Annotated in this window: 25 protein-coding genes and 1 pseudogene; 18 read left to right on the top strand and 8 right to left on the bottom strand. The window is 62.3% G+C overall.

Going from position 1 to position 24,043, the window contains the following annotated elements; all coding sequences use genetic code 11:
• Nucleotides 1-346 (top strand): Fic family protein (locus tag FKB36_RS12270; protein ID WP_390895716.1); only part of this gene is annotated, 346 nt, incomplete at its 5' end.
• A gap of 68 nt (nt 347-414) precedes the next feature.
• Here the strand turns inward: FKB36_RS12270 and FKB36_RS12265 are convergent.
• The 3 genes from FKB36_RS12265 to FKB36_RS12255 form a co-directional block, all read right to left on the bottom strand.
• Entirely contained in the window at nt 415-660 is a 246-nt protein-coding gene (locus FKB36_RS12265; protein ID WP_261598382.1) for a hypothetical protein, read from the bottom strand.
• A gap of 153 nt (nt 661-813) precedes the next feature.
• Complete coding sequence (locus FKB36_RS12260; protein ID WP_261598381.1) at nt 814-1,059, bottom strand: type II toxin-antitoxin system MqsA family antitoxin; 246 nt, start codon at nt 1,057-1,059, stop codon at nt 814-816.
• Entirely contained in the window at nt 1,056-1,340 is a 285-nt protein-coding gene (locus FKB36_RS12255; protein WP_261598380.1) for a DUF4258 domain-containing protein, read from the bottom strand. Before FKB36_RS12255 ends, FKB36_RS12260 begins: the two co-directional genes overlap by 4 nt.
• A gap of 256 nt (nt 1,341-1,596) precedes the next feature.
• Between FKB36_RS12255 and FKB36_RS12250 the strand changes: the two genes are divergently transcribed.
• On the top strand, nt 1,597-2,103 hold the full coding sequence (locus FKB36_RS12250) for a hypothetical protein (RefSeq protein WP_261598379.1): 507 nt from the start codon (nt 1,597-1,599) through the stop codon (nt 2,101-2,103).
• Nucleotides 2,104-2,176: 73 nt separating this feature from the next.
• Here FKB36_RS12250 and FKB36_RS12245 read toward each other — a convergent pair whose 3' ends face one another.
• From FKB36_RS12245 to FKB36_RS12235, 3 genes are all read right to left on the bottom strand, one after another.
• Nucleotides 2,177-2,311 (bottom strand): hypothetical protein, encoded by a 135-nt coding sequence (locus tag FKB36_RS12245; protein ID WP_261598378.1) that lies wholly within the window; start codon nt 2,309-2,311, stop codon nt 2,177-2,179.
• A gap of 24 nt (nt 2,312-2,335) precedes the next feature.
• Complete coding sequence (locus FKB36_RS12240) at nt 2,336-2,542, bottom strand: hypothetical protein (protein ID WP_261598377.1); 207 nt, start codon at nt 2,540-2,542, stop codon at nt 2,336-2,338.
• 491 nt (nt 2,543-3,033) lie between these two features.
• Nucleotides 3,034-3,234 carry a hypothetical protein gene (locus FKB36_RS12235; protein ID WP_261598375.1) on the bottom strand — a complete coding sequence of 67 codons (201 nt, stop codon included), beginning with the start codon at nt 3,232-3,234 and terminating at the stop codon, nt 3,034-3,036.
• A 12-nt stretch (nt 3,235-3,246) separates the two neighbouring features.
• Between FKB36_RS12235 and FKB36_RS12230 the strand changes: the two genes are divergently transcribed.
• The 8 genes and pseudogenes from FKB36_RS12230 (at nt 3,247) to FKB36_RS13450 (ending at nt 9,931) form a co-directional block, all read left to right on the top strand.
• Nucleotides 3,247-3,792, top strand: a complete 546-nt coding sequence (locus FKB36_RS12230) for a nucleotidyltransferase domain-containing protein (RefSeq protein ID WP_261598374.1) — start codon at nt 3,247-3,249, stop codon at nt 3,790-3,792.
• Complete coding sequence (locus FKB36_RS12225; RefSeq protein ID WP_261598373.1) at nt 3,789-4,208, top strand: HEPN domain-containing protein; 420 nt, start codon at nt 3,789-3,791, stop codon at nt 4,206-4,208. The genes FKB36_RS12230 and FKB36_RS12225 overlap by 4 nt, the downstream gene beginning before the upstream one ends.
• Before the next feature lie 123 nt (nt 4,209-4,331).
• Nucleotides 4,332-5,498: an ORC1-type DNA replication protein gene (locus FKB36_RS12220; RefSeq protein WP_261598372.1), complete on the top strand. Its 1,167-nt coding sequence runs from the start codon at nt 4,332-4,334 to the stop codon at nt 5,496-5,498.
• A 183-nt stretch (nt 5,499-5,681) separates the two neighbouring features.
• Nucleotides 5,682-5,960 (top strand): hypothetical protein, encoded by a 279-nt coding sequence (locus tag FKB36_RS12215; RefSeq protein WP_261598371.1) that lies wholly within the window; start codon nt 5,682-5,684, stop codon nt 5,958-5,960.
• Nucleotides 5,957-6,271: a hypothetical protein gene (locus FKB36_RS12210; protein ID WP_261598369.1), complete on the top strand. Its 315-nt coding sequence runs from the start codon at nt 5,957-5,959 to the stop codon at nt 6,269-6,271. The genes FKB36_RS12215 and FKB36_RS12210 overlap by 4 nt, the downstream gene beginning before the upstream one ends.
• Nucleotides 6,268-9,174: a hypothetical protein gene (locus tag FKB36_RS12205; protein WP_261598367.1), complete on the top strand. Its 2,907-nt coding sequence runs from the start codon at nt 6,268-6,270 to the stop codon at nt 9,172-9,174. The genes FKB36_RS12210 and FKB36_RS12205 overlap by 4 nt, the downstream gene beginning before the upstream one ends.
• Before the next feature lie 125 nt (nt 9,175-9,299).
• Nucleotides 9,300-9,602, top strand: coding sequence for a nucleotidyltransferase family protein (locus FKB36_RS12200; protein ID WP_261598365.1), 303 nt, complete (start codon nt 9,300-9,302; stop codon nt 9,600-9,602).
• Nucleotides 9,603-9,662: 60 nt separating this feature from the next.
• Nucleotides 9,663-9,931, top strand: a pseudogene (locus FKB36_RS13450) (HepT-like ribonuclease domain-containing protein).
• A 106-nt stretch (nt 9,932-10,037) separates the two neighbouring features.
• Here the strand turns inward: FKB36_RS13450 and FKB36_RS12185 are convergent.
• Nucleotides 10,038-10,208 (bottom strand): type II toxin-antitoxin system HicB family antitoxin, encoded by a 171-nt coding sequence (locus tag FKB36_RS12185; protein ID WP_261598363.1) that lies wholly within the window; start codon nt 10,206-10,208, stop codon nt 10,038-10,040.
• Nucleotides 10,209-10,588: 380 nt separating this feature from the next.
• Between FKB36_RS12185 and FKB36_RS12180 the strand changes: the two genes are divergently transcribed.
• The 6 genes from FKB36_RS12180 (at nt 10,589) to FKB36_RS12155 (ending at nt 19,535) form a co-directional block, all read left to right on the top strand.
• Nucleotides 10,589-13,531, top strand: a complete 2,943-nt coding sequence (locus tag FKB36_RS12180) for a phosphoribosylformylglycinamidine synthase subunit PurL (RefSeq protein WP_261598361.1) — start codon at nt 10,589-10,591, stop codon at nt 13,529-13,531.
• A 1-nt stretch (nt 13,532) separates the two neighbouring features.
• Nucleotides 13,533-14,339, top strand: a complete 807-nt coding sequence (locus FKB36_RS12175; RefSeq protein ID WP_261598360.1) for a phosphoribosylformylglycinamidine synthase subunit PurQ — start codon at nt 13,533-13,535, stop codon at nt 14,337-14,339.
• Between the two features lie 104 nt (nt 14,340-14,443).
• Nucleotides 14,444-14,815, top strand: coding sequence for a hypothetical protein (locus FKB36_RS12170; protein WP_261598358.1), 372 nt, complete (start codon nt 14,444-14,446; stop codon nt 14,813-14,815).
• 133 nt (nt 14,816-14,948) lie between these two features.
• Nucleotides 14,949-15,830: a DNA-methyltransferase gene (locus FKB36_RS12165; RefSeq protein WP_261598356.1), complete on the top strand. Its 882-nt coding sequence runs from the start codon at nt 14,949-14,951 to the stop codon at nt 15,828-15,830.
• 375 nt (nt 15,831-16,205) lie between these two features.
• On the top strand, nt 16,206-18,266 hold the full coding sequence (gene fdhF / locus FKB36_RS12160; protein ID WP_261598355.1) for a formate dehydrogenase subunit alpha: 2,061 nt from the start codon (nt 16,206-16,208) through the stop codon (nt 18,264-18,266).
• Between the two features lie 3 nt (nt 18,267-18,269).
• Nucleotides 18,270-19,535, top strand: a complete 1,266-nt coding sequence (locus FKB36_RS12155; protein WP_261598354.1) for a Coenzyme F420 hydrogenase/dehydrogenase, beta subunit C-terminal domain — start codon at nt 18,270-18,272, stop codon at nt 19,533-19,535.
• A gap of 7 nt (nt 19,536-19,542) precedes the next feature.
• Here FKB36_RS12155 and FKB36_RS12150 read toward each other — a convergent pair whose 3' ends face one another.
• Nucleotides 19,543-21,423, bottom strand: a complete 1,881-nt coding sequence (locus FKB36_RS12150; protein WP_261598353.1) for a chloride channel protein — start codon at nt 21,421-21,423, stop codon at nt 19,543-19,545.
• A 1,171-nt stretch (nt 21,424-22,594) separates the two neighbouring features.
• Between FKB36_RS12150 and FKB36_RS12145 the strand changes: the two genes are divergently transcribed.
• On the top strand, nt 22,595-23,467 hold the full coding sequence (locus tag FKB36_RS12145; protein WP_261598352.1) for a formate/nitrite transporter family protein: 873 nt from the start codon (nt 22,595-22,597) through the stop codon (nt 23,465-23,467).
• Between the two features lie 22 nt (nt 23,468-23,489).
• Complete coding sequence (locus FKB36_RS12140) at nt 23,490-23,999, top strand: nucleotide-binding protein (protein WP_261598383.1); 510 nt, start codon at nt 23,490-23,492, stop codon at nt 23,997-23,999.
• Nucleotides 24,000-24,043: the final 44 nt, after the last annotated feature.

Below are 24,043 nucleotides of genomic sequence, written 5' to 3'. Positions count from 1 at the left end.
ACAAGTAACCGAACAAGTAACCGAACAAGTAACCGAACAAGTAACCGAACAAGTAACCGAACAAGTAACCGAACAAGTAACCGAACAAGTAACCGAACAAGTAACCGAACAAGTAACCGAACAAGTACGGCGCCTCCTGATCTGCTTGAAGGAGAAGCCATCGGGAGCGAGAGACGCAATGCAATGCCTGGGACTCAGTCACCGGCCCACATTCCTGTACGATTATCTGAAGCCGGCGATTCAGGCGGGCTTTGTTCAAATGACACAGCCCGATTCACCCAAAAGCCCGACACAGAAATACCGGCTGACTGAAATGGGAAAGAGGCGTCTGGAAAGAGTGGAGTGATACCCCGGATGGGAGTGGTGACGGTGCCCACCGATACCATGTCCAGCACCCGGCGGTTCCCTGCCCTCCTACCCGCCGCCGAGCACCCGCACAATCACCGCCACCACCCCGCCCACGACCCCGCCCGCCCCGGCGCCGATCGTCGAAACTCTTCGTTCCTCCCCGGCCTTCTCCGCCCGCCAGCCCTCCAGCGCCCGGAGCCGGCTCTCAAACTCCTCGTCCTGCGCCTCCATCCGCGCGAGCGCCCGGCAAATCCACTTCACGTCCCGGTTCGTCTCGTAAACGAGCTCCCGGGTGGTCTTCTCCTCGGTCATCCTGGTAACCCTCCCGGAGAACAGTAGGACGGGGAAGAGAAAAAGCCTGACCGTAACGGTTATGTGCAGAAAAAAAGGCGGAGCGTTGCGTGTCCGGCCGTGACCGGCTGGAGGATGGTGTGTCAGGTCCGAAAGCCACCGCGCCTTCCGGCTTCACCCGGTGAGTTCAACCTCGCCTGCCGCGAGAGGCCGGCAGCAAAGCCTGCCGCTATGGAAATCTTTCATCACGGCATCGATCTTCCGGGAGACCTCCGCGCTGTAGTATGCCTCGCCGCACCGGTCGCAGACGTATGCCGGGACGTCCCTGATGACGATGATCTCATCCCCAACCCGTGCAATGAACTCGGTCTTTCCATCCTGCAGGGTCCCTTTACAGAGGGTGCATCTCTCTGGAATCATTCTTTCTCTCTCCTCGTTCGCGCATCGATCCAATGTTCGTCATCCGGCATGTAGGCGGTGATGACCCGGAGATGATCGTCGCAGATACCAAGTACTACATGATATGCGTGGTCGCGTATAAAGCCGAGCATGAGTGCGGAGGGACAGGGCTCGTCATCACGATATGATTCGATAATTTCACCGACCCTGATCGCTAAAAAGAGGTCATCGGTGGAGATGTTACGCTCAAACATCCTGACCCGGGCATGGTAGGAGATGATGACCGAATCCTGATCTACCAACCTGATGATCCTATCTCTGCTGCGATTCACGTCTCTTCTTCCCTTGTGAATCACTTCTCTCTTCCGAAAACAAAAACATTCCCAACTGGTAGTCTGTTATGAGAACCGCTTCCATGGCTTACACCTTTGTTGTGGCCTTTTTCCGTCCTATCCCCAATCCGCCCTCCCCGATAAAGTCAGACTGATACCCTTACGGGTCGACCCTATAGTTGTCTGTCACATTCCCGGGAAGCCTGGCAGGCAAGGAGAGCCAACCATGGCAGACTTCGTGCAGACTACCGTGAACAGAACGGCGGTCCGGGACCTCGCCGTCCCGATCGCCAACGTAACGATGTTTAACACCCTCGTCGAGAGCGTCATCGACGACAACCCCTTCGGGTGCGTCGGGTATACGGGCGCCGACGGGCAGCCGGTGGCCGCGGTCGTCCGCAACCGCGAGCACTACACCGCGAAGGTGAACTTCCTCGACGGTGAGGGCAAGCGCGTCGGGACCGTCTCGATCCAGTCGCCGACGATCGCCGCGTTCAACGCGAACGCCGCCGAGGTCATGGACAACGCGGCCCTCGAGGCCGCGATGGGCGGCGAGGCCGTCCGGAACGCCCCCGGCGAGACCTACTACGCGCAGCTCAAGTGCCACGACCCGTCCGGTGACGACTACTACGTCACCTTCACCCGGAAGACCGTCCGGCTCTCGTCCTACCAGGACGAAGCCATCCGGGGCAAGGTCGAGACCTGGGCCGACACCGTCGGTTCGCTGGAGTGAAGAGGGGGAGCCTTCCCTCTTTCACGTTCAGCCCCGTGCGACCTTAGCGAACCGGGTCAGCATCGTCATGCGATCACTCTGCCTCCGGCGTCTCTTCCGACCATTCGATCAGTCGTTTCTTGAGCTCCTCTTTTGAAGGAAGATAGACCTGATACCGGGAAGCGTAGACATTGGCGTCTTTCGGGAGGGTGAGTTCTACCAGTAGCAACCGGGGGGTGAACTGCGCAGACGGTTACCCGGCCCCTGCCTTTGGCTCCCCCTGCTGCTCATGTTCGACGATCCGCCTGCCGATCTCGAAGTCGGTGACGACCTGTATCGAGTTGACGTTCTGTACTACGGCCAGGCGGGCTTTCTGGACGATATCCCGGTTCGGCCTGATGAGAGGGGAGATGGTCACTTCCAGTTCTCTCCCGGCCGTTCTCCCTGCTGGTTTTTCCAATGTATCGCCTCCTCTATCCGTTCCCGTTCACGGCGAGACGGTTGAGACCCCATCGGGGCCAGGCCCCGGGATTGTCTCGATCGGTGTCCTCGTCGGCGTAATGCCGGGGGATCGTGCCCCGAGCAGCTCCTCTCACACCTATCGGCATCGCCAGTCTCGCCCGATAACCAGGAGAGCGAGAGGAGAACCGATAAACGTGGCGGCGAGGCGAGCGAGCCCGCGCTCCGGAAAGATTGGCTCCGACCCGAGGAGGAAGAGGCGTGGAGCAATTTGTGAGGGGCGCTGTTGTCGTTGTACCGTTTCCTTTCTCGGGCCTCTCAACGGTGAAACGGCGACCGGTTCTTGTCGCTGGGGCCACCCCAACGACCGGGCCGTCACATTGGTCATCGATCGGATCAGCGGGACCCTGCAGGCGGAGTAACTTCCTTACCGGGAACCCGCAGTTGCGGCTGCTCGCCCTTCTTCACTTTCAACCCGCGCACGGCCCCTCGTTATCTATTACCTCTTCTCCAGTCTCTCTTATGGCGTATCCCTCTCTTCTCCGTAGCGACCAGACCCTCTTTCGCGACCCGGACGTCTTTAAGTTCGCGGATCGTCTCTCCGACCACCTCCACCACGACGCCCGGAACCTGTCTGACTCCTCCAGTGCCGGATCTTCTGCTCCAAATCCGTTTAATATATTGAACGATCATTCAATACATTGTATGTTTCAGGAGTTCGAGAGGTTTGTCGGGTTCCGGGTCCTTGCCTGGTTCCTCACCCACCCCACGGGCGAGATCCACATCAATAAACTCGCCCGGGAGCTTGGGGTCAGCCCGGGAAGCGTCAAAGCGTATGCCGATGCCTTCGAGCGCGACGGGTTGATCACCGTCACGCGCCTCGGCACCGCACGGCTCCTCTCCCTCGACAACGACTCCTTTGCCGTCCGGGAGTTGAAGCGGGCCTGCATGGCCCTCCTCCTCGCCCGGGCCGGCATCGAGGACCTTGCGCCCGAAAGCATCGCGGTCGCGGTCTATGGGAGCACTGCGGCAGGGACCTTCGATGAGCAGAGCGACATCGACATCCTGATCATCGGTGACGAGATTCAGGTCGACCACGGCCGGTTACCGGCACTGGAGGCGGAGACCGATCGAGAGGTGCAGTTGACGGTCGTCCCCTACTACCGGTGGGAGCGGATGAAAGAGGACAAAGACCCGTTTGTCGCGAGTGTCCTGCAAAACCACATGCTTGTCGGAGGGGCTCGCCTATGAGGTGGCAGGAGTGCGTCGACCGCGGCCTTATCCGCCCTTATCCCGGAGCGGTGGAGCGCATTCCCGGTTCGATCGCATCTGCGGCGAGGTTCCTTCGCGCCGCAGAGAAGAACGTGGCGATCGAAGAGTACGAGATGGCTCATCTCGCCGCCTACAACAGTGCGTTTCATAGTGTCCGGACATTTCTCTACGCTGCAGGTTACGTCGAGCGGAGCCACGCCTGTCTCGTTACCGCAGTACGGCATGCCTCCGGTGACGACCCTGAGATCGCCGGTCTCCTGAACGCCTTTGATAAACTGCGGGTTGCCAGGCACAATGTTCAGTACAGCGGATCGCTTGTATGCGAAGAAGAAGCAGCGTTCTGCATCCGGCTGGCTCATCGAACCCTCGTTCTGGCCCGACAGCGGTTTGGGTAAATGCCGGTCTTCTCCATCCCGACGCCGTCATCGCCCTGAACCAGCGGCCCTCATTCTTCCCCCTTTCACTTTCACTCCGCGCACGGCTCCCTGTTATCAACTGACTCTTCTCCACTCTCTCCTATGACGCATTCCTCTCTTCTCCGTAGCGACCAGACCCTCTTTCGCGACCCGGACGTCTTCGAGTTCACGTATCTCCCCGACCACCTCCACCACCGCGACGCCCAGGTCCGGGAACTCGCCTTCCTCCTCCGGCCGGCCCTCCGGGGCGCGAGCACGGGGAGCGCCGTCCTCCGCGGCCCGCCGGGGACGGGAAAGACCACCACCGTCCGCCGGGTCTTTCGTGAGGTCAGGGAGGAGACCCGGAAGATCGTCCCGGTCTACGTCAACTGCCGGCACGATCGCACGGCGCTCGCGGTCTACCGGAGCATCTTCGCGCAGGTCTGCGGCTGCCCGGCGCCGTCGGCCGGCCGGTACCTCGACGAGATCAAGCAGGGGATCGCCGCCCGGCTCCATGACGAGAACGCTGCACTCGTCGTCTGCCTCGACGATGCAAACTACCTCATCGCGGCCGGGACCTACAACCTCCTCCTCTACCAGCTCCTCCGGCTCTACGAGAAGTGGGACGTCCGGAAAGCCGGAGTCTTCGCGATCACGAGCGATCTTGCCCTGAACCTCTACGCGGAGGCCGACCCGAGCGTCCGGTCGGTCTTCCACCCGACCGAGGTCACCTTCTGGCCCTACACGAAGACCGAGGTCCGGGAGATCCTCACCGACCGCGCCCGGCAGGGGCTCTACCCGGGGGTGATCTCGAAGGTCCTCCTCGACCGCATCGCGCAGATCGCCGCCGACGAGCAGGACGTCCGGATCGGGATCGACCTACTCCGGGGAGCGGTCCAGCGGGCGGAGAGGGACGGGCGCCGCCGGGTCGGCCCCGACGACGTGACAGCCGCAGCCCGGGTGATCACCGCGCCGTCGCTCCGGAGCCGGGCCGTGGAACTCTCGGCGGGCGAGCGGGCGCTCCTCTCCCGGATCGCGGAGCGGTCGCGGGAAGGGAGAGAGATGACCTCGGGGGCGGTCTTCGAGGCGGCCCGGGAGTACCTCCCGGTCGGAAAGACGTCCTACCACGAGCACCTGAACCACCTCGCAGAGATCGGGATCGTCGATCTCGTGCCCCGGGTGGGTAAGGGGCGGGAAGTCCGGCTCCGGTATGACGCCGGGGACGTGGCCGCTGCCTGCGGTGTCCGGACGAAACCCGCAAAAACCCGGACTGAGCACGAGGTTTCGTAACCCGCGGTTTCCTGCCGGATCGGAGATCCTGCCCTGATTCTTCGTTTTTGAAATTATTCACTACAGTAAGATTTATCCAGAGTCCGTCTCTTTTTCCGGGATGGTTGGCTCACCCTTTTAACCGGCAGTTCCCGATGATGGTGTATGCGCCGGAGAGAACGCCGGTGCAGGGAGTTACAAGAAATGCAACCAGAAGCAACCCCGGACAAACGGAGTCCGGGAGGAACCGAACCGAGAACCAGGGGCGGCAGCCCGGATACAAAGTGCCACCACGCGCTCCGCCAGGCCGCCACTGGTACATCTTCACCGGAAGAGATAAACGTCTCCCCGGTCCCGCTCTTCCTCGTCCCGCGAGCGGTCGCCGACGAGATCCGGCGGCACGGGAGAGCCGTCCGCCAGATCAACGTCAGAAGAACCCGGAACCACCAGTATACGATCAGCGTCGAGCGGGGGCGGCCATGATGGAGCCGGGAACCCTCAGCCCCGGCCCCGACGGGGTGCTCCGGATCTCCGTCGAGGCCGAGCGCTACCGGATCGATGCCGGGGATATCAGGAACCTCCTCTTCTACGGCCGTGTCGTCCCGATCACGCAGGCGGCCGCGGACGGGCTCGTCATCGAGGGGCATGCGGCGATGAACGCTTCCGGCAAAGCGGTGATGCTCCATACCCGCGCCGGCTCCTTCATCATCCCGCTCATCAGTTTCCAGCGGGTCGCCCGCGGGGAGGCGGTGAGTGCTCCTCTCTTCCCGCTGGTGCCGGGGGTGACGGGGTGAGCAGCGAGATCCTGAGTGCGGTTAGCACCCTCGCCCCCGGCGGGGTGGTCGAGGTCCGGGCGCTCGCCGACGGCGCGACACATTCGGGCTACTTCGACGACTATACTCTGCTCGCGGAGCAGGTCGAGGCCCTTGACGCCGATCCGGCGGTCGCCGGGGTCTATGTCACCTTGAATGCCGTGAACCCCGCCCTCCTCGCCCGGCGGGCGAACCGGATCAAGATGCGGCTCTCCCGGAAAGACGCCACCACCGCCGACGCCGACATCCTCCGCCGGCGCTGGCTTCCGGTCGACATCGACCCCGTCCGGCCGAGCGGGGTCTCCTCGACCGATGCGGAGCATACCGCGGCGCTCAATGCAGCGGAGCGGATCGCGGCATACCTCAAGGAGCAGGGGTTCCCGGCGCCCATCCGGGCGGACTCCGGGAACGGGGCGCACCTGTTGTACAGGATCGACCTTCCAAACGACGAGACGGCAACGGAGGTCGTGAAGGGTGCGCTTGCCACCCTCGACGCCCTCTTCTCGAACGAGGCCGTCACCGTCGATACCGCGAACCACAACGCCGCCCGGATCTGGAAACTCTACGGCACGCTCTCCCGGAAGGGCGACAGCACGGTGGAGCGACCGCACCGGCGGGCGAGGATCCTCGCGGTTCCTGCGGATATCGGGGTCGTTCCAGTGGAGCGCCTGGAGCACCTCGCCGGGCTCCTCCCCCGGGAAGAGCCGTCGCGGCCGAAAGCCAGCATCGACCTCGCCGCCTGGCTCGCGGGCCACGGCATCGCCGTCCGGTCGACACGGCCCTGGCAGGGCGGCACCCTCTACGTCCTCGCCGAGTGCCCGTTCTCGTCGGCGCACAAGGATGGCGCCTTCGCGATCCAGTTTGCGAACGGCGCGATCTTCGCCGGCTGCCACCACGCGAGTTGCGGCGGGGGCGCCCAGCGGTGGCCGGAACTCCGGGAGATGTATGAGAAGAAGGGGCGCAAGCCAGAGGAGAAGGCGACGGGGAAGAAGGAGCAGGAGGAGCAGCCCCCCTCCCCTCCTCCCGTTGACGAGCACCGTCATCGGGCGATGGAGATCCTCCGGCACGGCGACCCGCTCGCCTTCCTCCTCGGGACCTTCAACAAAGCCCACGTCGGCGATCGGACGGTCGCGGAGTGTCTCGCGATGTCGCTTGCGTCACAATCCGTCGAGAACACGAACGGGCTGCACGTCGCCGTCTCCGGGAACTCCGGGAAGGGCAAGACCCACGCCTGCACGACGATGCAGAACCTCATCCCTGACGCCTACAAACTCAAGGGCACGGTCTCCAATAAGGCGCTCTACTACGACGACGACCTCCGGCCGGGCACCGTCCTCCTCTTCGACGACGTCTCGCTCTCCGACGACCTCCAGGAAGTCCTCAAATCCGCGACCGCAAACTTCCGGGAGCCGATCGAGCACCGGACCCTCACGACCGAGCGGAAACTCCGGGTCTGCACCATCCCGGAGCGGTGCGTCTGGTGGCTCGCGAAGGTTGAGGATATGGGCGACGACCAGGTAATGAACCGGATGCTGACGGCCTGGATCGATGACTCCGTCGACCAGGACAAACGAGTGCTCGAACATATGAAAGAGGTCGAGGCGACCGGATCGCTCCCCACAGAGGAGGATGACGTTCTCGTCTGCCGGGCGATCTGGGAGGCCGTCAAAGCGGAGATCCTCCCCGTCCGGATCCCGTTCGCCCGGCGGGTCCAGTTCTCGACGACCCAGAACCGCCGGAACCCGGGCATGCTCTTTGACCTGATCAAGTGCCATGCCCGGCTCTTCTACCTCCAGCGCGACCGGGGGGCGGACGGGGCGGTGATCGCCCGGGAGGAGGACTTCGCGGCGGCGGCAAGACTCTACGGTGCTCTCTCCGGGACGGCCGGGGGCCAGGAGACCAAACTGACGAAGAACGAGGCGGCGGCGCTTGAGACCGTCGCACGGATGGGGGTCGAGGTCTTCACCGTCCGGCAGCTCCAGGCGGCGATGGGACTTTCGTACCAGAAGACCCGGCGGCTCCTCAACGGCTACGTCAGCCGGGGAACACCATACTCCGGCCTCCTGGAGAAGTGCCCGGCGATCAGCCTCTACGACGCCACCGTGACGGAGGATGGCGGGTGCGGGGTCACGGTCCGCCGCCGGGAGCAGTATTTCACGTTCGATATCGAGGTCTACCGGGCCTGGAGCAGCGGTGCCACGGTCTGGCTGGACGACGGCCCGGACGATGACAGCAATGACAGCAGGTTTCAGCAGAATGACAGCAACTGCTGTCATCGAGACGAGGGTCAGAATGAGGAGGGTTCAGTGAAAGACGTTCAGGATCCTGATAGAGATCGATCTATGTACGTACATGTACAACAGAATGAGAAAACGGAGAGCGCAGGTGAGAAGACTCGCGGTGATGGTGGGGGTGCCTCTGTTTCCCGCATTGCTGTCATTCAAAACGAGAACTTCACGTATTGCGGCTCAAAGGAGGAACATGCCTCAATTATCGCACCGCTCGATGACAGCACCTGCTGTCAACGTGCTGAAATCCGCTGTCACTCTTCGCCTCCGGTCAACCCCGCGAATTACATCCCCCTCCCGGTCGCAAAAGACGAGCCCTGTCACGTCTGCGGCCGGCGGCCGACGTCATCGGTCAAACGCGGCGGGGGAGCATATCTCTGCTACGACTGCCTCAAGAGAGCGAAACGGCCGGCAAAGGTGCAGCCGCTCCCGGGGGTCCTCGACCACCAGGCGTTTGCGCGGGTGAAGGTCGAACTCGGCCGGTGCGACGTCTGCAGGACGGGGAAGGCGGTCTACCGCTCGCGGGAGGCGAATATCTGCGAGGGGTGCTATGCGAGGCTGGTGCGGGAGTGGAACGGCCGGGAGGGGGTGAGGTGAACGATGGGAGGAGCCTGCCGGAAGAAACAGCGTTGTCGGGACGACAGATGCTCGCCGCCATCACCCTGTGGCCGGCAACCCGGGGGAAAAGCGTTATCCTGACGGGCGGGTAACAGGAGCATGATATGCTTACGGTTGACGGCATCCTCGGTGCGCTGGCGGAACACCGCGAACGGATCAGGAGCATGGGCGTTCGGCGGATCGGGGTCTTCGGATCGTTTGCCCGGGGCGAAGAGCGCGAAGAGAGCGATATCGATATCCTCATCGAGTTCACGGAGGGAGGGCGCTCCTTTGACACGTACATGGACCTCAAGTTCTTCCTCGAAGACCTCTTCGGGAGAAGAGTCGATCTGGTCGACCGCGATGCCATAAAACCGGCTCTCGCACCGCATATCCTCCGGAGCGTTCGGTATGTCCCGGGAGTATAACCTCTATCTCCGCGACCAACCTTCGAGGCTATCGGGAGAATTAACCGATACACCCGGGGAATGGACTACGAAGAGTTCCTGGCAAACGACCTGGTGCAGGACGGAGTAATCCGGAACCTAATGGTCATTGGTGAGGCCGTCAAACTCATCCCCGAACCGCTGAAATGCGAACATGCCGATATTACCTGGAGAAAATTGCAGGGATGCGGGATATCCTCATTCACGCATACTTCGGGATCCATAACGAGATCGTGTGGGACGTTATCCGGAACAAGATCCCTGAACTACAGGTTGTGGTCCGGCAGATGCTCGATGACGAGGATGCCTGATCACCCCTCTGCCGTGGACAGGCGCACATGGCTCCCGGTCTGCCCGCTGACGACAAATCCATACTGTTTTGAGAGTATCTTTACCACGGTTTCGCCCGATACCAGCTTAAGCCTGGGCACCCCCGGTCACCTCAAACGTCGTGATGATCGGCCTTCTTCCGTCTTCCAGCGGGAATTCTTCTAAGTACAGCTCCGTAGCCTCCTTGAGGTTGGCTACCGCCTCCTCCACCGCTCGACCCTGGCTGACGGTGCCGACCTCCGGGCACTTCACGGTCACCCTCGATTTGAACTGTTAGATATTTTCTAACAGTTGCATCACGGGTCAACTCGCCGCTTTCGTAGATGTTTTTCAGGTGTACGTTTATTGTCGGAACCGTCACATCGAAGAGCGCCGCCATCATCTGTCTGGCTTAACCAGGACGAAACTCTCCAAGCAGTCGCTCTCTGCCTTCCTCGCCGAGGAGCCCGGCCTCTATACCATCAGGGAGGCCGGAGTTGTGTACCGGTGAAAGGGAAGATTATCCTGATACCGTTTCCCGACCACTGCAGCCAGACTGCGCCATCCGGTCATGATCGCGAGAATATCGGGATGACCTCTCCCACTCAGATCCCAACCCCATCGCAGCTCTTTTCTCCCGACCGCACCCATATATATACATGGCCTCGTACGTCCACCGGATAGAGGTACACTATACCCACGATCCACGGCTGCAGACGCGTACCGGGAGGTACCGCTCGCTCGGCATCCCGCTCCGTGAACTGCACCTCGTCGATGTCTACACCATAGCGACCTCCGGGCGGGACTTCTCCCCCGAGGAGCTCTCGCGGATCGGCGCGCAACTCAGCAACCCCATCGTCCAGCGGTACTCCGTGGACCGGCCGACCGAGGCCGACTTTGATTACGCGATCGAGGTCGGCTTCCTGCCCGGGGTCACCGACAACGTCGGGACGACGGCAAGGCAGACCATCGAGGACTCCTTCGGGTTCCGGTTCGGCGAGGGGGAGGCGGTCTTCTCGTCGCAGCTCTACCTCGTCGTCGGCGACCTCACCCCCGGGTCCCGGGAGCGGCTCGTCGCCGCCCTCGGAAATCCGCTCATCAACCGCGTCCACGAAAAAAGCCGGGAGGAATACGGCGAGAAAGGAATGGAGCCGGTCACCCCCTTCGTCCACCTCGGCGACCTGCAGGCGGCGGGAGCCGTCGACCTCGACCTTTTCGACGCGGAACTCGCACGTATCGGAAAAGAGGGTATCCTCGACCCCGTGACCGGGGAGCGGCGGGGGCCGCTCGCCCTCGACCTCGCCCAGCTCCACGCGATACAGGACTACTTCCGAAGACTCGGCCGGAAGCCGATGGACGTCGAACTCGAATCGCTCGCCCAGACCTGGAGCGAGCACTGCAAGCACACCATCTTCGCCTCGCCCATGGACGACGACGTCCCGAGGGGGCTCTACAAGACCTGCATCCAGGCCGCCACCAACACCATCAGGAAAGATCGCGGCGAGAACGACATCTGCGTCTCGGTCTTCACCGACAACTCCGGCGCCATCATCTTCGACGACGAACACCTCGTGACCTGCAAGGTCGAGACGCACAACTCCCCCTCGGCCCTCGACCCCTTCGGCGGCGCCCTCACCGGGATCGTCGGAGTGAACCGCGACACCATCGGGTTCGGCCTCGGGGCCAAACCCTGCATCAACATCTACGGCTTCTGCACCGGCGACCCCGATACCGAACCGCCCCTCTTCCGCGCCAGGAACCGGGAAAACCCCATCCTCCCTCCCCGGCGGATCTTCGAGGGAGCCGTCAGCGGCGTCGGCGTCGGCGGCAACTGCTCGGGCATCCCGACACCGCAGGGGTGGTGCTACTTCCACGACCGCTACGTCGGTAAACCCCTCGTCTTCGCGGGCACGGTCGGCGTGATGCCGCGCGCTCATGACGGGAAGTTACTCCACGAGAAGCAGGCCCTCCCCGGCGACCTCATCGTCATGGTCGGCGGGCGTGTCGGAAAAGACGGCATCCACGGCGCCACCTTCTCCTCAGAGGCGCTCGACCCGGAGAGCCCCGTCACCGCCGTCCAGATCGGCGACCCGATCACCCAGAAGAAGTTCTCCGACGTCATCGTCAAGGAGGCCCGCGACCTCGACCTCTACCGGAGCATCACCGACAACGGGGCGGGAGGACTCTCCTGCTCTGTTGCGGAGATGGCGAGAGAGTCCGGCGGGTGCCACGTCCTCCTCGACCGCGTGCCGCTGAAGTATCCCGGCATGGCGCCGTGGGAGATCTGGATCTCCGAGTCCCAGGAGCGGATGACGCTCGCCGTCCCGGAGGAGAAGATCGGGGCGTTCATGGTCCTGATGAGGAAGAGGGACGTCGAGGCGACCGCCATCGGGACGTTCACCGATACCGGGAGGTGCGTCGTGAAGTACAACGGCGAGACTGTCATGGATATCGACCTCGACTTCCTCCACGACGGTCTGCCGGAGAAGCACCTCGTGACAGAGCCCGTGACGACGGCCTACCCCGAACCCGAGTTCGGGTGCCCCGACCGGCTCGACGACCTCCTCCTCGCCATGCTCGCGCGAAAGAACATCTGCTCGAAGGAGTTCATATCGACCCGGTACGACCACACCGTCCAGGGAGGGCACGTCCTCGGCCCCGTGCAGGGGAGCGGGCGGGTCCAGGCCGCGGCCACGCTGACGAAGGTCGTCCCCGACTCGACGAAGGGCGTGGGACTCTCGCAGGGCCTCTTCCCGACCTACTCGGAACTCGACCCCTACCGCATGGCGCTCGCCGCGATCGATGCCGCGGTCCGGGGCCTGATCGCGCTCGGCATCCCGCTGGACGCAATCGCGCTCCTCGACAACTTCTGCTGGTGCTCCTCCGACGAACCCGGGCGGCTCTGGCAGCTCAAGCACGCCGCGTTCGGGTGCTATGACGGTGCCGTCGGGTTCGGGACGCCCTACATCTCCGGGAAAGACAGCATGTTCAACGACTTCTCCGGGTTCGACGCGGACTCGAACCCCGTGAAGGTCTCCGTGCCCCCGACCCTCCTCATCACCTCGATAGGCGTCCACCCCGACGTCACCGCCGCGGTATCGATGGACGCGAAGTTCGAGGGCGACCTCGTCTACGTCGTGGGGGAGACCGGGGAAGAACTCGGCGGGTCGGAGTACCTCGCGCACCTCGGCGTCGAGGGCGGCACGGTTCCGCTCCTCGATATCGAGGCGGCGAAGGTGCGCTACGGGAGGATGACCGGTGCGATCGAGCGAGGGCTCGTCGCGTCCGCCTTCCCGGTCACCCACGGTGGGCTGCTCGTCGCCCTTGCAAAGGTCGCGCTCGCAGGAGAGATCGGCATGGACCTCGCCATACCCGGCGGGATGCGGTCGGACCGCTACCTCTTCTCCGAGTCGCCCGGGCGGCTCATTGTCACGGTCGCCCCCGGCGACCGCGAAGCGTTCGAGGAGGTCTTCGGCGGCGACGCGCACCTCCTCGGCCATGTCGGCGGCACGACGTTGCGGGTATCGGCAGGAGAAGTCCTCGTCGAGCAGCCGCTAGCGGCGATGGAAGCAGCATACAGAGCGCCATTTGGGGGATACTGAGATGACTACCACGGCAAAAGCCCTCGTCATGAGCGGCTACGGGATAAACTCCGAGATGGAGACGGCGGTCGCCCTGATGCGTGCGGGCATGGCGTCCGACATCGTCCACATCAACGACCTCATCGCCGGCGAAAAGACCCTCTCCGACTACCGGTTGCTGGTCTTCCCCGGCGGGTTCTCCTACGGCGACGACATGGGCGCCGGCAACGCCTGCGCAAACCGCGTGAGAAACAACCTCTGGAGCGATGTCGAGGAGTTCCTCGCGGGAGACAACCTCGTCCTCGGGATCTGCAACGGCTTTCAGATCCTCGCGAACCTCGGCCTCGTCCCCGCGTTCGACGAGGACCGTCCCCGCGAGATCGCCCTGATGCCGAACCGGAAGGGCGTGCTCGAGTGCCGGTTCGTCACCCTGAAACCCGCGGCGGAGAACCTCTGGACGCGGGGCATCACGCACCTCTACTGCCCGGTATCCCACGGCGAGGGGAACTTCACCTGTTCGGAGGAGACCCTCGCGCGGATCGAGCGGGAGGGGATGGTCGCGTTCCGCTACGTGCGCGACGACCTCTCCCCCGCGGGAGGGGAGTACCCCTACAACCCGAACGGGGCGCTCGCGGACATCGCCGGGATAACCTCGGCGGACGGGAAGGTCCTCGGGCTGATGCCGCACCCCGAGCGGGCGATGGAGTTCGTGAACCTCTACGACTGGCCGACCAGAAAAGAGCGGCTGAAACGCGAGGGTAAACCGCTGCCGAGCGAGTCGATGAACATGCAGTTCTTCCGTAACATCGTCGCGTACTTCAGGGAGTAGGGACTCCCCCGACATTTTTCCCGCGACCGCGAAGAGAGAGCGGGACTCCTGCCGTGCGAAGAAGACCTCCCGCGCCCGGCATAAAACTATATCGTTTCGGGAGAATGTCGGCCCAAACCGGGGGAGGAGTCGCCACGAAGATCAGGGTCGTCCGCTGTTTTGGAGAGGAGAGCGCCGATACGCCTGCGGTGATCGAGGTCGAGGTCGAGCAGGCGGGCGTCCCCTCCGCGGACGAGATCCTGACGTTCGCCTCCCTGCACGGGAACTTCGTCTGCATATCCGACCGCATCTTCCGCCGGTTCGAGGTCATCCTCCCTCCCGAGAGCCGCCTCGAGGTCCTCAAAGACGCGCTCCTCCAGATCGTGCACCTCGAGCGTGAAGGCTCCGGGGGTGAAGGCCCCCATCCCTACGAGGTCGAGGACTTCATCGATGCGCTCGAGCGGACGCGGCAGAAGGTACTGGGCGACGCCCCCTGATACCCCGCTCCGGCAGGGCGCGGCCTGACCGGAGGGTCGTCGCCGGCACCCCGGGCATGCCGTGCAGCACCGGTGTCGTCCACTCTCACCGTTCGTTCACCTTTTTGCCCGGGACCGCGAACCTGTAGATCGAGTGGCAGAAGAAACAAGAGCGGCGCCCGGACCCGGTGGGCTTGCCGTCAACACCATCCATACCATCGACTGCATCGAGGGCATGCAGCGCCTCCCGGAGGGCATCATCGACGTCATCGTCACGTCGCCGCCCTACAACATCGGGAAGAACTACAACTCCTACAACGACCAGCAGCCCCGCGAGGACTACCTCGACTGGATGGGGCGGGTCGCTGCCGGAGCGGCGCGGGTTCTCGCCGACGACGGTTCGTTCTTCCTCAACATCGGCGGAAAACCCCGGGACCCCTGGATCCCGTTCGACGTCGTCCAGCGGTTCCGCCCTCACTTCGAACTGCAGAACGTCATCCACTGGGTCAAGTCGATCGCGATCGAGAAGGAGGACGTCGGTGACTACGAGACGATCGCCGGCGATATCGCCGTCGGCCACTACCAGCCGGTGAACAGCGTCCGCTACCTGAGCCAGTGCCACGAGCACATCTTCCACTTCACGAAGAGGGGCGACGTGGCGCTCGACAAACTCGGCGTCGGGGTGCCCTACCAGGACAAGAGCAACATCGGCCGCTGGAAAGCGGCGGAGCGCGACCTCCGCGATCGGGGGAACACCTGGTTCATCCCCTACCGGACGATCCGCTCCTCCCGGCCGCACCCGACCAGTTTCCCGGAGAAACTCCCGGAGATGTGCATCCGGCTCCACGGCTGCCGGCCGGGGACGCTCGTTCTGGACCCGTTCATGGGCATCGGGAGCACGGCTCTTGCGGCGCTTGCCCTTGGCGCGGACTATATCGGTTTTGAGATCGACCCCGATTACCGGGAGATCGCGGAGAGCCGGATCGCCGGCGCCCGGCCCGGGAGAGAGGCGGGTGAAGACTCGGTACTTCGCTAAAACGGTTGAGGTAATCTTCAAGCGGTCAACCCATCGACCTCTCTTCGCGTTCTCCCGCGTGCTTCCGCGTGAGGTTGTCGTAGGGAAAATACTGAAGTCTCACGCGAAGAGCGCGAAGCCGCGAAGTCCGGGTCTGCCGATCCCGTTGTAGGTCGCTATGCGAGGTTGCATGGGTCGATTGCAGACGTTGAAATTAACGAAGTACTGGGACTGACAGATCTTGTATTCCCGAAACCATCACCTTCTCCTGCGCGGAACCACGCCTGCCGCTCACCCGGGCCGTGATGGAGCCCACTATTATTCATCAGAAAATCGCCCGTGACCATTCTTATTATATAACCCGGGCGGTATGTAGTCCCTGCCAGAGGGAGAAAGATGGAGATCAAGTATGTATCGACGACATGCCCGTACTGCGGCACCGGATGCGGGTTCAACCTTGTCGTCCGGGACGGCAGGGTCTTTGATGTGGGGCACTGGCAGCGCGCCCCCGTCAACGGTGGCAAACTCTGCCCCAAAGGACGCTATGCCCATGAATTCATCAACAGCTCCGATCGCCTCACAAAACCGCTCATCAAGAAGGACGGTAAGTTCGTCGAGGCGACCTGGGACGAAGCCTACGACCTGATCGCGGAGAAGTTCAGGTCCTACAAGCCCGCGGAGATGGCCTGCCTCTCCTCCGCCCGGACATCGAACGAGGAGAACTACCTGATGCAGAAGTTCGCCCGGGTGGCGCTCAAGACGCCGAACATCGACCACTGCGCCCGGCTCTGCCACTCGTCCACCGTCGCGGGCCTTGCGGCGGTCTTCGGGTCCGGGGCGATGACCAACTCGATCAAGGATATCGGGGAGTCGAAGTGCATCTTCGTCCTCGGGAGTAACACCTTCGAACAGCACCCGCTGATCGCGCGGAGCATCGTCCGGGCGAAGCAGAACGGCGGAAAGGTGATCGTGGCCGACCCGCGCTACACCCCGACCGCCCGGCAGGCCGATCTCTACATGCCGTTCGTATCAGGCACCGACGTCGCGATCCTGAACGGCCTGATGCAGGAGATCATCAAGAGCGGCCGGGAGGATAAGGAGTTCATCCAGAAGCGGACGAAGGACTTCGAGAACCTCAAGGAGGTCGTCATGAAGGAGGACTACAGCCTTGAGAACGTCTCGAAGACCTCCGGGATCCCGGCCGAGAGCCTCAAGCAGGCCGCCGAGTGGATCGCAACCGCAGACGTCGCCGCGCTCATCTACTCGATGGGGATCACCCAGCACACCACCGGCGTCGACAACGTCAAATCGACGGCGAACCTGATGATGCTGACCGGCAACCTGGGCAAGCCCGGGGCCGGCGTCAACCCGCTCCGCGGCCAGAACAACGTCCAGGGCGCCTGCGACATGGGGGCGCTCCCGAACGTCTACTCCGGCTACCAGAAGGTCACCGACGAGCCGGCGCAGAAGAAGATGAAGGAGATGTGGGGCGTCGACGAGCTTGCCGAGGGCAGGGTCGGCTACACCGTCACGGAGATGATCAACATCCTCGCCGACAGGCCCGGCGAACTCAAAGCGATGTACATCATGGGCGAGAACCCGATGCTCTCCGACCCGGACATCCAGCATGCCGAGGAGGGACTCCGAAACCTCGAGTTCCTGGTCGTGCAGGACATCTTCATGACCGAGACCGCCGAACTCGCCGACGTCGTCCTGCCCGCCGCCTGCTACGCGGAGAAAGACGGCACCCAGACCAACACCGAGCGGCGCGTCCAGCGCTGGAGGAAGGCGCAGGATCCCCCCGGCGAGGCGAAGCCCGACTGGCAGATCCTCTGCGAACTCGGGAGCAAGATGGGTTATCCGGAGCAGTTCGCGTTCGAGAGCCCTGAGGCAGTCTTCAATGAGATCGCCGCCGTCACGCCCTCCTACCACGGGATGTCCTACCCCCGCCTCGACCCGGACGGCCTGCACTGGCCCTGCCCGACCGAGGAGCACCCGGGAACGGCGATCCTTCATCGGGAGACGTTCGCCATGCCCGACGGGCTCGGAGTCTTCTCGCCCATCGAGTGGAAACCGGCCGCCGAGGTGCCGGACGCCGAGTACCCGTTCGTCCTCACGACCGGCCGCACGATCTGGCAGTGGCACACCGGCACCATGACCCGCCGGTCGTGGAGCCTGGAGAAGGAGGCGCCGATCGGCTGGATCGAGATCAACACCGAGGACGCAGAAGCGCTCGGGATCACGGACGACGAGGTCGTCCGGGCGAGCACCCGGCGGGGCTCGGTCGACATCCCCGCGAAGGTGACGGACGAGATCATCAAAGGTGTGATGTTCATACCGTTCCACTACAAGGAGCATCCGGCGAACAAACTGACTCACAACGCGCTTGACCCGATCGCAAAGATCCCCGAGTTCAAGGCCTGCGCCGTGAAAGTCGAGAAGATCGAGGAGGTGTGAGAGATGGCAGTTAACGGCGATCTGCTCTATGCATGGACGACGGACGAAAACCTCCGCGAGAAGGCGGAGACCGGCGGGGCGGTGACCGCGCTGCTGCGCCACGCTCTCAAGAGCGGTATGGTCGACGGGGTCTTTGCGGTCAGGAAGGGTGCGGACGTCTATGACGCGGTTCCGGCGCTGATCACCGATCCCGCTGAGATCGGAGGGGTTGCCGGCTCGCTCCACTGCGGCACCCTGCTCCTCCCCAAACAGATGCGGCGGTGCCTCCTCGCGGCCGACCCGAATATGCGGATCGCAACCGTCCTCAAAGGCTGCGACGTCAAGGCGATGTATGAGATGGCGAAGCGCGGGCAGGTCAACCTGGACAACATCATCGTGATCGGTCTCAACTGCGGCGGCACCATCCGGCCGGAGGTGGCGCGGACGGTCGTCCGGGAGAAACTCGGTCTGGACCCCGATGATGTCGTCAAGGAAGAGATCGACAAGGGGAAGTTCATCGTCGTCACAAAGGACGGCGAACATGCCTCCATATCGATCGACGAGCTCGAGGAGGGGGCGGAGGACCTCCTCGGGAACGAAGGGCTCGGCCGCCGCTCGAACTGCCGCCGCTGCAAGATAAAGATCCCGCGCCAGGCGGACCTTGCCTGCGGGAACTGGGGCGTGATCGGCGATAAAGCCGGGAACGCCACGTTCGTCGAGGTCTGCTCCGAGAAGGGCGCGAACCTCCTCAACAGTGCTGTTGCGGCAGATGCCGTGGCGACGGAACCCGCGAACCCCAAAGGGGTCGAGATCCGCGGCAAGGTCGAGAACGCCATGCTGAAACTCGGCGACAGGTGGCGAGAACGCTACTTCGGTGCGCTCGGCGAGGGCAAGGAGCGCCTGAACAAGATCCGGGAGCAGACGAGCCGGTGCATCAAGTGCTACTCCTGCATCGAGAACTGCCCGATCTGCTACTGCATCGAGTGCAGCGCGAAGAAAGACTACCTGGTCGAACCCGGCGTCATCCCGCCGCCGTTCATGTTCCACCTGATCCGGTTCGCGCACATCTCCGACTCCTGCGTCAACTGCGGCCAGTGCGAGGAGCTCTGCCCGGTGGAGATCTCGAACTCGGTCTTCCTCCACGCCATCCAGACCGATCTCGAGAGGCTGTTTGGGTTCCATCCCGGTGAGGACATGACCCCGCCGGTGCTCGCGCTCGTCGAGGAGAGCGCGGAACGCGACCGGCTCATCGCCACCGGGAGCGACCAGATCTTCGATATCTTCAGATAACCGGAGATCAACCGTCAACCATCGATCCCTTTTTTCCGTCAGGGCTGTTTTCCGGTTCAATCAGGGTGCTGTTCCCGGTAAGGCGGCGTTTTCCCCCTAACTGCGACGCTCTCCTGACATAGGCCTTCATGACGTCCGTTCGTGCGACAAATCCCGAGAGCGCCCTCGGGTCCTCCGCCGGGACAACGGGCAGGTGATGGATATCGTGTTCGGTCATCAGATCCAGAGCCTCGCGTAACGTACAGGCAGGATGCACGGTAAACACCCGTGAATTCATGACCTTCTCCACCGGTACGTCGTGTTCGCCATTCATCCGGTGATCTCTGACATCATCAAGAGCGATAATGCCGACGAGCTTCCCTTCTCCATCGAGCACCGGAAATCCGGTATGCAGTGTCTCGTCGATCAGGTGGAGCACCCGCCCGGTGGTGTCATCGGGTGATACGGCGACGATCCGGTCACGGGGCACCATAATGTCGCCCACGTGAATATCCTGGAGAATTTCGACCATATACTCGTCCCGGTGAGCAGCTGACTGTGACCGGTTCAGCACCTGCTCGCGGAAGATGGTAGACTGACCGATGAGAAGGACCGCCACGGAGACGGCACCCATTGCCGGGACGAGCAGGGAGAAATCGCCGGTCATCTCCACGACCATGATCATGACCGCGATCGGTGCGTGGGAGATCGCACCGAAGAGAGCGATCATCCCGACGATGAAGAAGACCGGCACGGACTCGACGGGCACGATCCCGGGGAGCGCGAGGTGCAGCAGGGACCCAAAGGCGCCTCCCGTCGCCCCCCCGATCACCAGTCCCGGCGCGAAGACGCCGCCGCTCCCTCCGGAGCCGATGGTGAGCGATGTTGTCAGGATCTTTGCAAACGGGAGGAAGAGTAGCACTCCGATCGGGAGCATGTTATAAAGCGCGAGTTGTGCAAAGCCGTATCCGGTTCCGAGGCTGCCGAGGCCGACGATTGCCGCTTCGGGAGAGAGAGCCGCAAGAGCGAGAACGAACGTGCCGGTGAGGAATGCCCCGGCAAGGGGTCTGAAGTGATTTGGAAGATTGAAACGGCTGAATATTCCTTTGAAAACCTTGTTTGCCCCGTAGAAGGTGTTGATGTACAGCAGGCCGACTGCCGTCGCGACCACGCCGAGGAGAATGAAGAGAGGGATCTGGAAGACATTCCAGGAGGTTGCCGCGGGGCCGAAGACCGGTTCGAACCCCTCAACCAGACCGAAGATAGCGTATCCGATAACAGAGGCAAGGAACGCAGGAACGATTGCTTCGGCTTCGAAGTCCTGTTTGTAGAGGATCTCCGCAGCGAGAATTGCCCCGCCGAGAGGCGCCATGAAGATCGTGCCGATTCCGGCGCCGACACCGGTGGCGATGGCAAGCCTCCGCTCACGGGCGGAGAGGCCTAACAGATCGGCGGCGATCGAGCCGAAACCGGCCGACATCTGTGCAGTCGGCCCTTCACGCCCGGCGCTCCCCCCCGTCGAGATGGTTAGGACGGCAGTGACCGCTTTGACGAGGGGGACGCGCCAGCGAACCCGTCCCCCTCCATGAAACGCCTTTATCGCCGCGTCGGTCCCGTGGCCTTCCGCCTCCGGGGCAAGGGTGTAGACCAGGAGGCCGGAGAGGAGTCCTCCGAAGCAGATGACGGGGAGGATCATCCAGAGGTGCTCGGGAGGAGCCCACTGGCCGATATCCTGGAGTGTCTGCCCTTCCTTTGGGAGGTGGAACCCGACGATACCTTCCATGAAAAATGCAGTCCCTAATTTCAGCCCTTCAAAAAAGAACAGTGCGCCAATGCCGGAGATGAGCCCGACAATGACGGCGATAAGTATGATCCTCCTGTAAGGTGTGACGGTTTCCTCGATCTGCATGGGATATATGGGGTGTGGTTGCTTAACACATATTTAATTTGGTTAACTTCTTGCAGCGGTATATGATAAATGGTTGCGCATCGCCGCCGGACGACCCGGGGCGCCCTCTTCTTTTATCGCCCCTCCGATATCGTGAGAACCGGGCGATAACTGCGTAGGGGGCGATTTTCTTCAAAGGGGGCACTGAAGGTCACCAGATCATCGCCATCGGATCTTCGATGTGTTGTGGTGACGCTCCGCAGTGCGACGGATGGGACGTCCGGAGCTTGAGCACCAGATATGTCCATCCGGTCGGGGTGCTTTCCCCACTTCCCTGCGTGCCCGTTCCCGGAGCCTGCCGCATGGCTCCCCGGAGATGCCTGACAACGTCCATGTAACCCCCGGTGTCCCGGGATCGGGTTTCCCTGCTGGAGCGGGATCGCAGCCGTCAGAGGTTGAGCATATGCGTCTCATCAAGGTTGCAGCACCAGTGGGGGTTCGTGACGGGGCTGTACCGAAGACCGTCCTTCAAGATAAAATGTGCGGCCGGTCGCCGCTTGCCGCGGCACCGTGACAGACCCCGGTGATCGTGGCCGAACTGCAGTCGGGCTCCTTTACCGGCAGCGCCGCCTGCCGCGCCGGGGTTCCGGGTGCGGCCGATCCCTGGAGAGACTGGGAGGGGCCGCAGAGGGGATACCTCAGGCATCCATAGACCGTTCGGGTGGGGAATCTGACCCGGAACCCGAGATGGCTATCAAAAACGGAAACAAGTGCGTAACGCCTCCCTAAAATCACCCGCCTTCCCGTAGGAAATCCTGTTTTTGGAACACATCCCGACGCGCAGACCTCTACGGTGATATTACCAACTATTTGCCGTCCCGACACAGATGTCGTCGGAGATCGGATGATCGGCGCGGCAGCTTCCATAGACCTGAAGAAATATCTTTCCAAAACCACCCATAATCCGCGTGGCCCCAAAAGCATTTTTAATAGCATCATTTACCTATTTATGAAGTTTAATTGCAGGAATGAACTTACAGCGTCGATAAACGCCTCAATCCCGGATATATTCCCCACCCATAACGATCATTTCGAAACCTATTAATAGCACTCTCAGATTACAGATTAATCAGACCTATCCATCTGAATTACCTGATGGTGTAGGTAGGACGTTTAGAGAGGTGTATGAAAAATGGTATTCCATCCTCCAGTTGCTATCGTAGCAAAAGCAGGAGACTCCGGAAAGTACAAGGTCGGACTCCCTGCCTGGAACATGGTTCTTCGTGGATTCCTGTCCGGAGCGTTCATCGCGATGGGTGCTGCCCTGGCGACGGTCTGTTCGACCGGTATCATGGCATCCGATGTCGCGATGCGGTTCGGCTTCGCGAGTCCCGGTATCGCCCAGCTCGTTCTGGGTGCTGTCTTCCCTGTGGGGCTTATCATCACAATCATGACCGGTGCCGAACTCTTCACCGGCGACGCGATGCTCGCCCCCATGGCAGCGTTCATCCACAAGGTCAGCTGGGCAAGCGTGCTCAACCTCTGGCTCTGGGTGTACATCGGTAACCTCATCGGGTCGGTGGTCTTCGCGTACATCATGGCATACGGCCCGTTTGTCAGCTTCGATGCCGCCGGAACCGCAACACTCACCGCGTTTGGTACAAGAGCAATCGCCATAGCAACCGCAAAGACGAGTTACTTCGGTGTCATGGGAATGTGGTCGGTCTTCCTCAAGGGGATCGCCTGTAACTGGCTCGTCAACCTCGCTGTCCTGCTTGGTATATGCGCGGACGATGCGATCGGTAAGATCGCCGGTATCTGGTTCCCGATCTTTGCCTTCGTTGCCAGCGGGTTCGAGCACAGCGTAGCGAACATGTACTTCATCCCGGCAGGTATCTTCTGCACGGGCATCGACCCCACGAAGGCGGTCGACACGGTCAACTGGGTTGCCATGTGGACCAACAACGTCATCCCGGTCACGCTCGGTAACATCGTCGGAGGTCTCTTCTTCGTCGGTGTCCTCTACTGGGTCGCGTTCAGAAAGGAAATTGCAGCCCTTAAGTAGACCTAAGTAGACCTTGATCACGATGCAAATCGGAGATATCAAAGTGAGGGTGACGGCCGTTACCGTGGCCGTCTTCCTCTTTTTTATTGTCCTGATCGCCGTCTACGTCCTCACGGTCGGGGATGTATACGCGCTGTATTGGGCGGTTCCCGCGGTAATCATGCTGCTTCTCATACCCATGGCACTCAACTACATGAGTCAGAGTCAGTATGCGTCGCTGGTGCCGATGTATGAAGCGGAAGCAAAGAACACCCGGATACGGGAGATCAACCTGAACAAACTCGGCGAGCCGGTGCGCATAACGGGCGTCGTCGAGCGGGTCTATTTCCAGTTCCTCAACCGGCCGCAGTATCTCGTCGCCGACCGGACAGGTGAGATATCGGTCAAGATGTTCACCTCGCCGGCAGAAAACGTGCAGAAGGGCGACGTGGTCGAGGTGCTCGGCGTCATCGTCAAACGCTACATCATGACCGGGGATGCGGTCGTCAACTGTGTCTCCATACGAAAAGTCGAGAAAAAACAGCAATCCTGACGCCCCCACGGGGAGCGCCAAGCAATTCAGTGAAGGGACCGGCG

This window comes from Methanoculleus formosensis (assembly GCF_025384765.1).
Taxonomy (GTDB): domain Archaea; phylum Halobacteriota; class Methanomicrobia; order Methanomicrobiales; family Methanoculleaceae; genus Methanoculleus; species Methanoculleus formosensis.
Note: the sequence above shows the minus strand (reverse complement) of the source record. Positions and strands in the feature narration are given on the sequence as shown.

What these genes read in the sequence shown, in the direction of transcription:
- FKB36_RS12140 (WP_261598383.1), top strand. Translation starts at nt 23,490, where the DNA reads ATGCAAATCGGAGATATCAAAGTGAGGGTGACGGCCGTTACCGTGGCC.
- FKB36_RS12210 (WP_261598369.1), top strand. Translation starts at nt 5,957, where the DNA reads ATGATGGAGCCGGGAACCCTCAGCCCCGGCCCCGACGGGGTGCTCCGG.
- fdhF (WP_261598355.1), top strand. Translation starts at nt 16,206, where the DNA reads ATGGAGATCAAGTATGTATCGACGACATGCCCGTACTGCGGCACCGGA.
- FKB36_RS12200 (WP_261598365.1), top strand. Translation starts at nt 9,300, where the DNA reads ATGCTTACGGTTGACGGCATCCTCGGTGCGCTGGCGGAACACCGCGAA.
- FKB36_RS12175 (WP_261598360.1), top strand. Translation starts at nt 13,533, where the DNA reads ATGACTACCACGGCAAAAGCCCTCGTCATGAGCGGCTACGGGATAAAC.
- FKB36_RS12225 (WP_261598373.1), top strand. Translation starts at nt 3,789, where the DNA reads ATGAGGTGGCAGGAGTGCGTCGACCGCGGCCTTATCCGCCCTTATCCC.
- FKB36_RS12180 (WP_261598361.1), top strand. Translation starts at nt 10,589, where the DNA reads ATGGCCTCGTACGTCCACCGGATAGAGGTACACTATACCCACGATCCA.
- FKB36_RS12170 (WP_261598358.1), top strand. Translation starts at nt 14,444, where the DNA reads ATGTCGGCCCAAACCGGGGGAGGAGTCGCCACGAAGATCAGGGTCGTC.
- FKB36_RS12150 (WP_261598353.1), bottom strand. Translation starts at nt 21,423, where the DNA reads ATGCAGATCGAGGAAACCGTCACACCTTACAGGAGGATCATACTTATC.
- FKB36_RS12260 (WP_261598381.1), bottom strand. Translation starts at nt 1,059, where the DNA reads ATGATTCCAGAGAGATGCACCCTCTGTAAAGGGACCCTGCAGGATGGA.
- FKB36_RS12145 (WP_261598352.1), top strand. Translation starts at nt 22,595, where the DNA reads ATGGTATTCCATCCTCCAGTTGCTATCGTAGCAAAAGCAGGAGACTCC.
- FKB36_RS12215 (WP_261598371.1), top strand. Translation starts at nt 5,682, where the DNA reads ATGCAACCAGAAGCAACCCCGGACAAACGGAGTCCGGGAGGAACCGAA.
- FKB36_RS12265 (WP_261598382.1), bottom strand. Translation starts at nt 660, where the DNA reads ATGACCGAGGAGAAGACCACCCGGGAGCTCGTTTACGAGACGAACCGG.
- FKB36_RS12230 (WP_261598374.1), top strand. Translation starts at nt 3,247, where the DNA reads ATGTTTCAGGAGTTCGAGAGGTTTGTCGGGTTCCGGGTCCTTGCCTGG.
- FKB36_RS12155 (WP_261598354.1), top strand. Translation starts at nt 18,270, where the DNA reads ATGGCAGTTAACGGCGATCTGCTCTATGCATGGACGACGGACGAAAAC.
- FKB36_RS12250 (WP_261598379.1), top strand. Translation starts at nt 1,597, where the DNA reads ATGGCAGACTTCGTGCAGACTACCGTGAACAGAACGGCGGTCCGGGAC.
- FKB36_RS12220 (WP_261598372.1), top strand. Translation starts at nt 4,332, where the DNA reads ATGACGCATTCCTCTCTTCTCCGTAGCGACCAGACCCTCTTTCGCGAC.
- FKB36_RS12235 (WP_261598375.1), bottom strand. Translation starts at nt 3,234, where the DNA reads ATGATCGTTCAATATATTAAACGGATTTGGAGCAGAAGATCCGGCACT.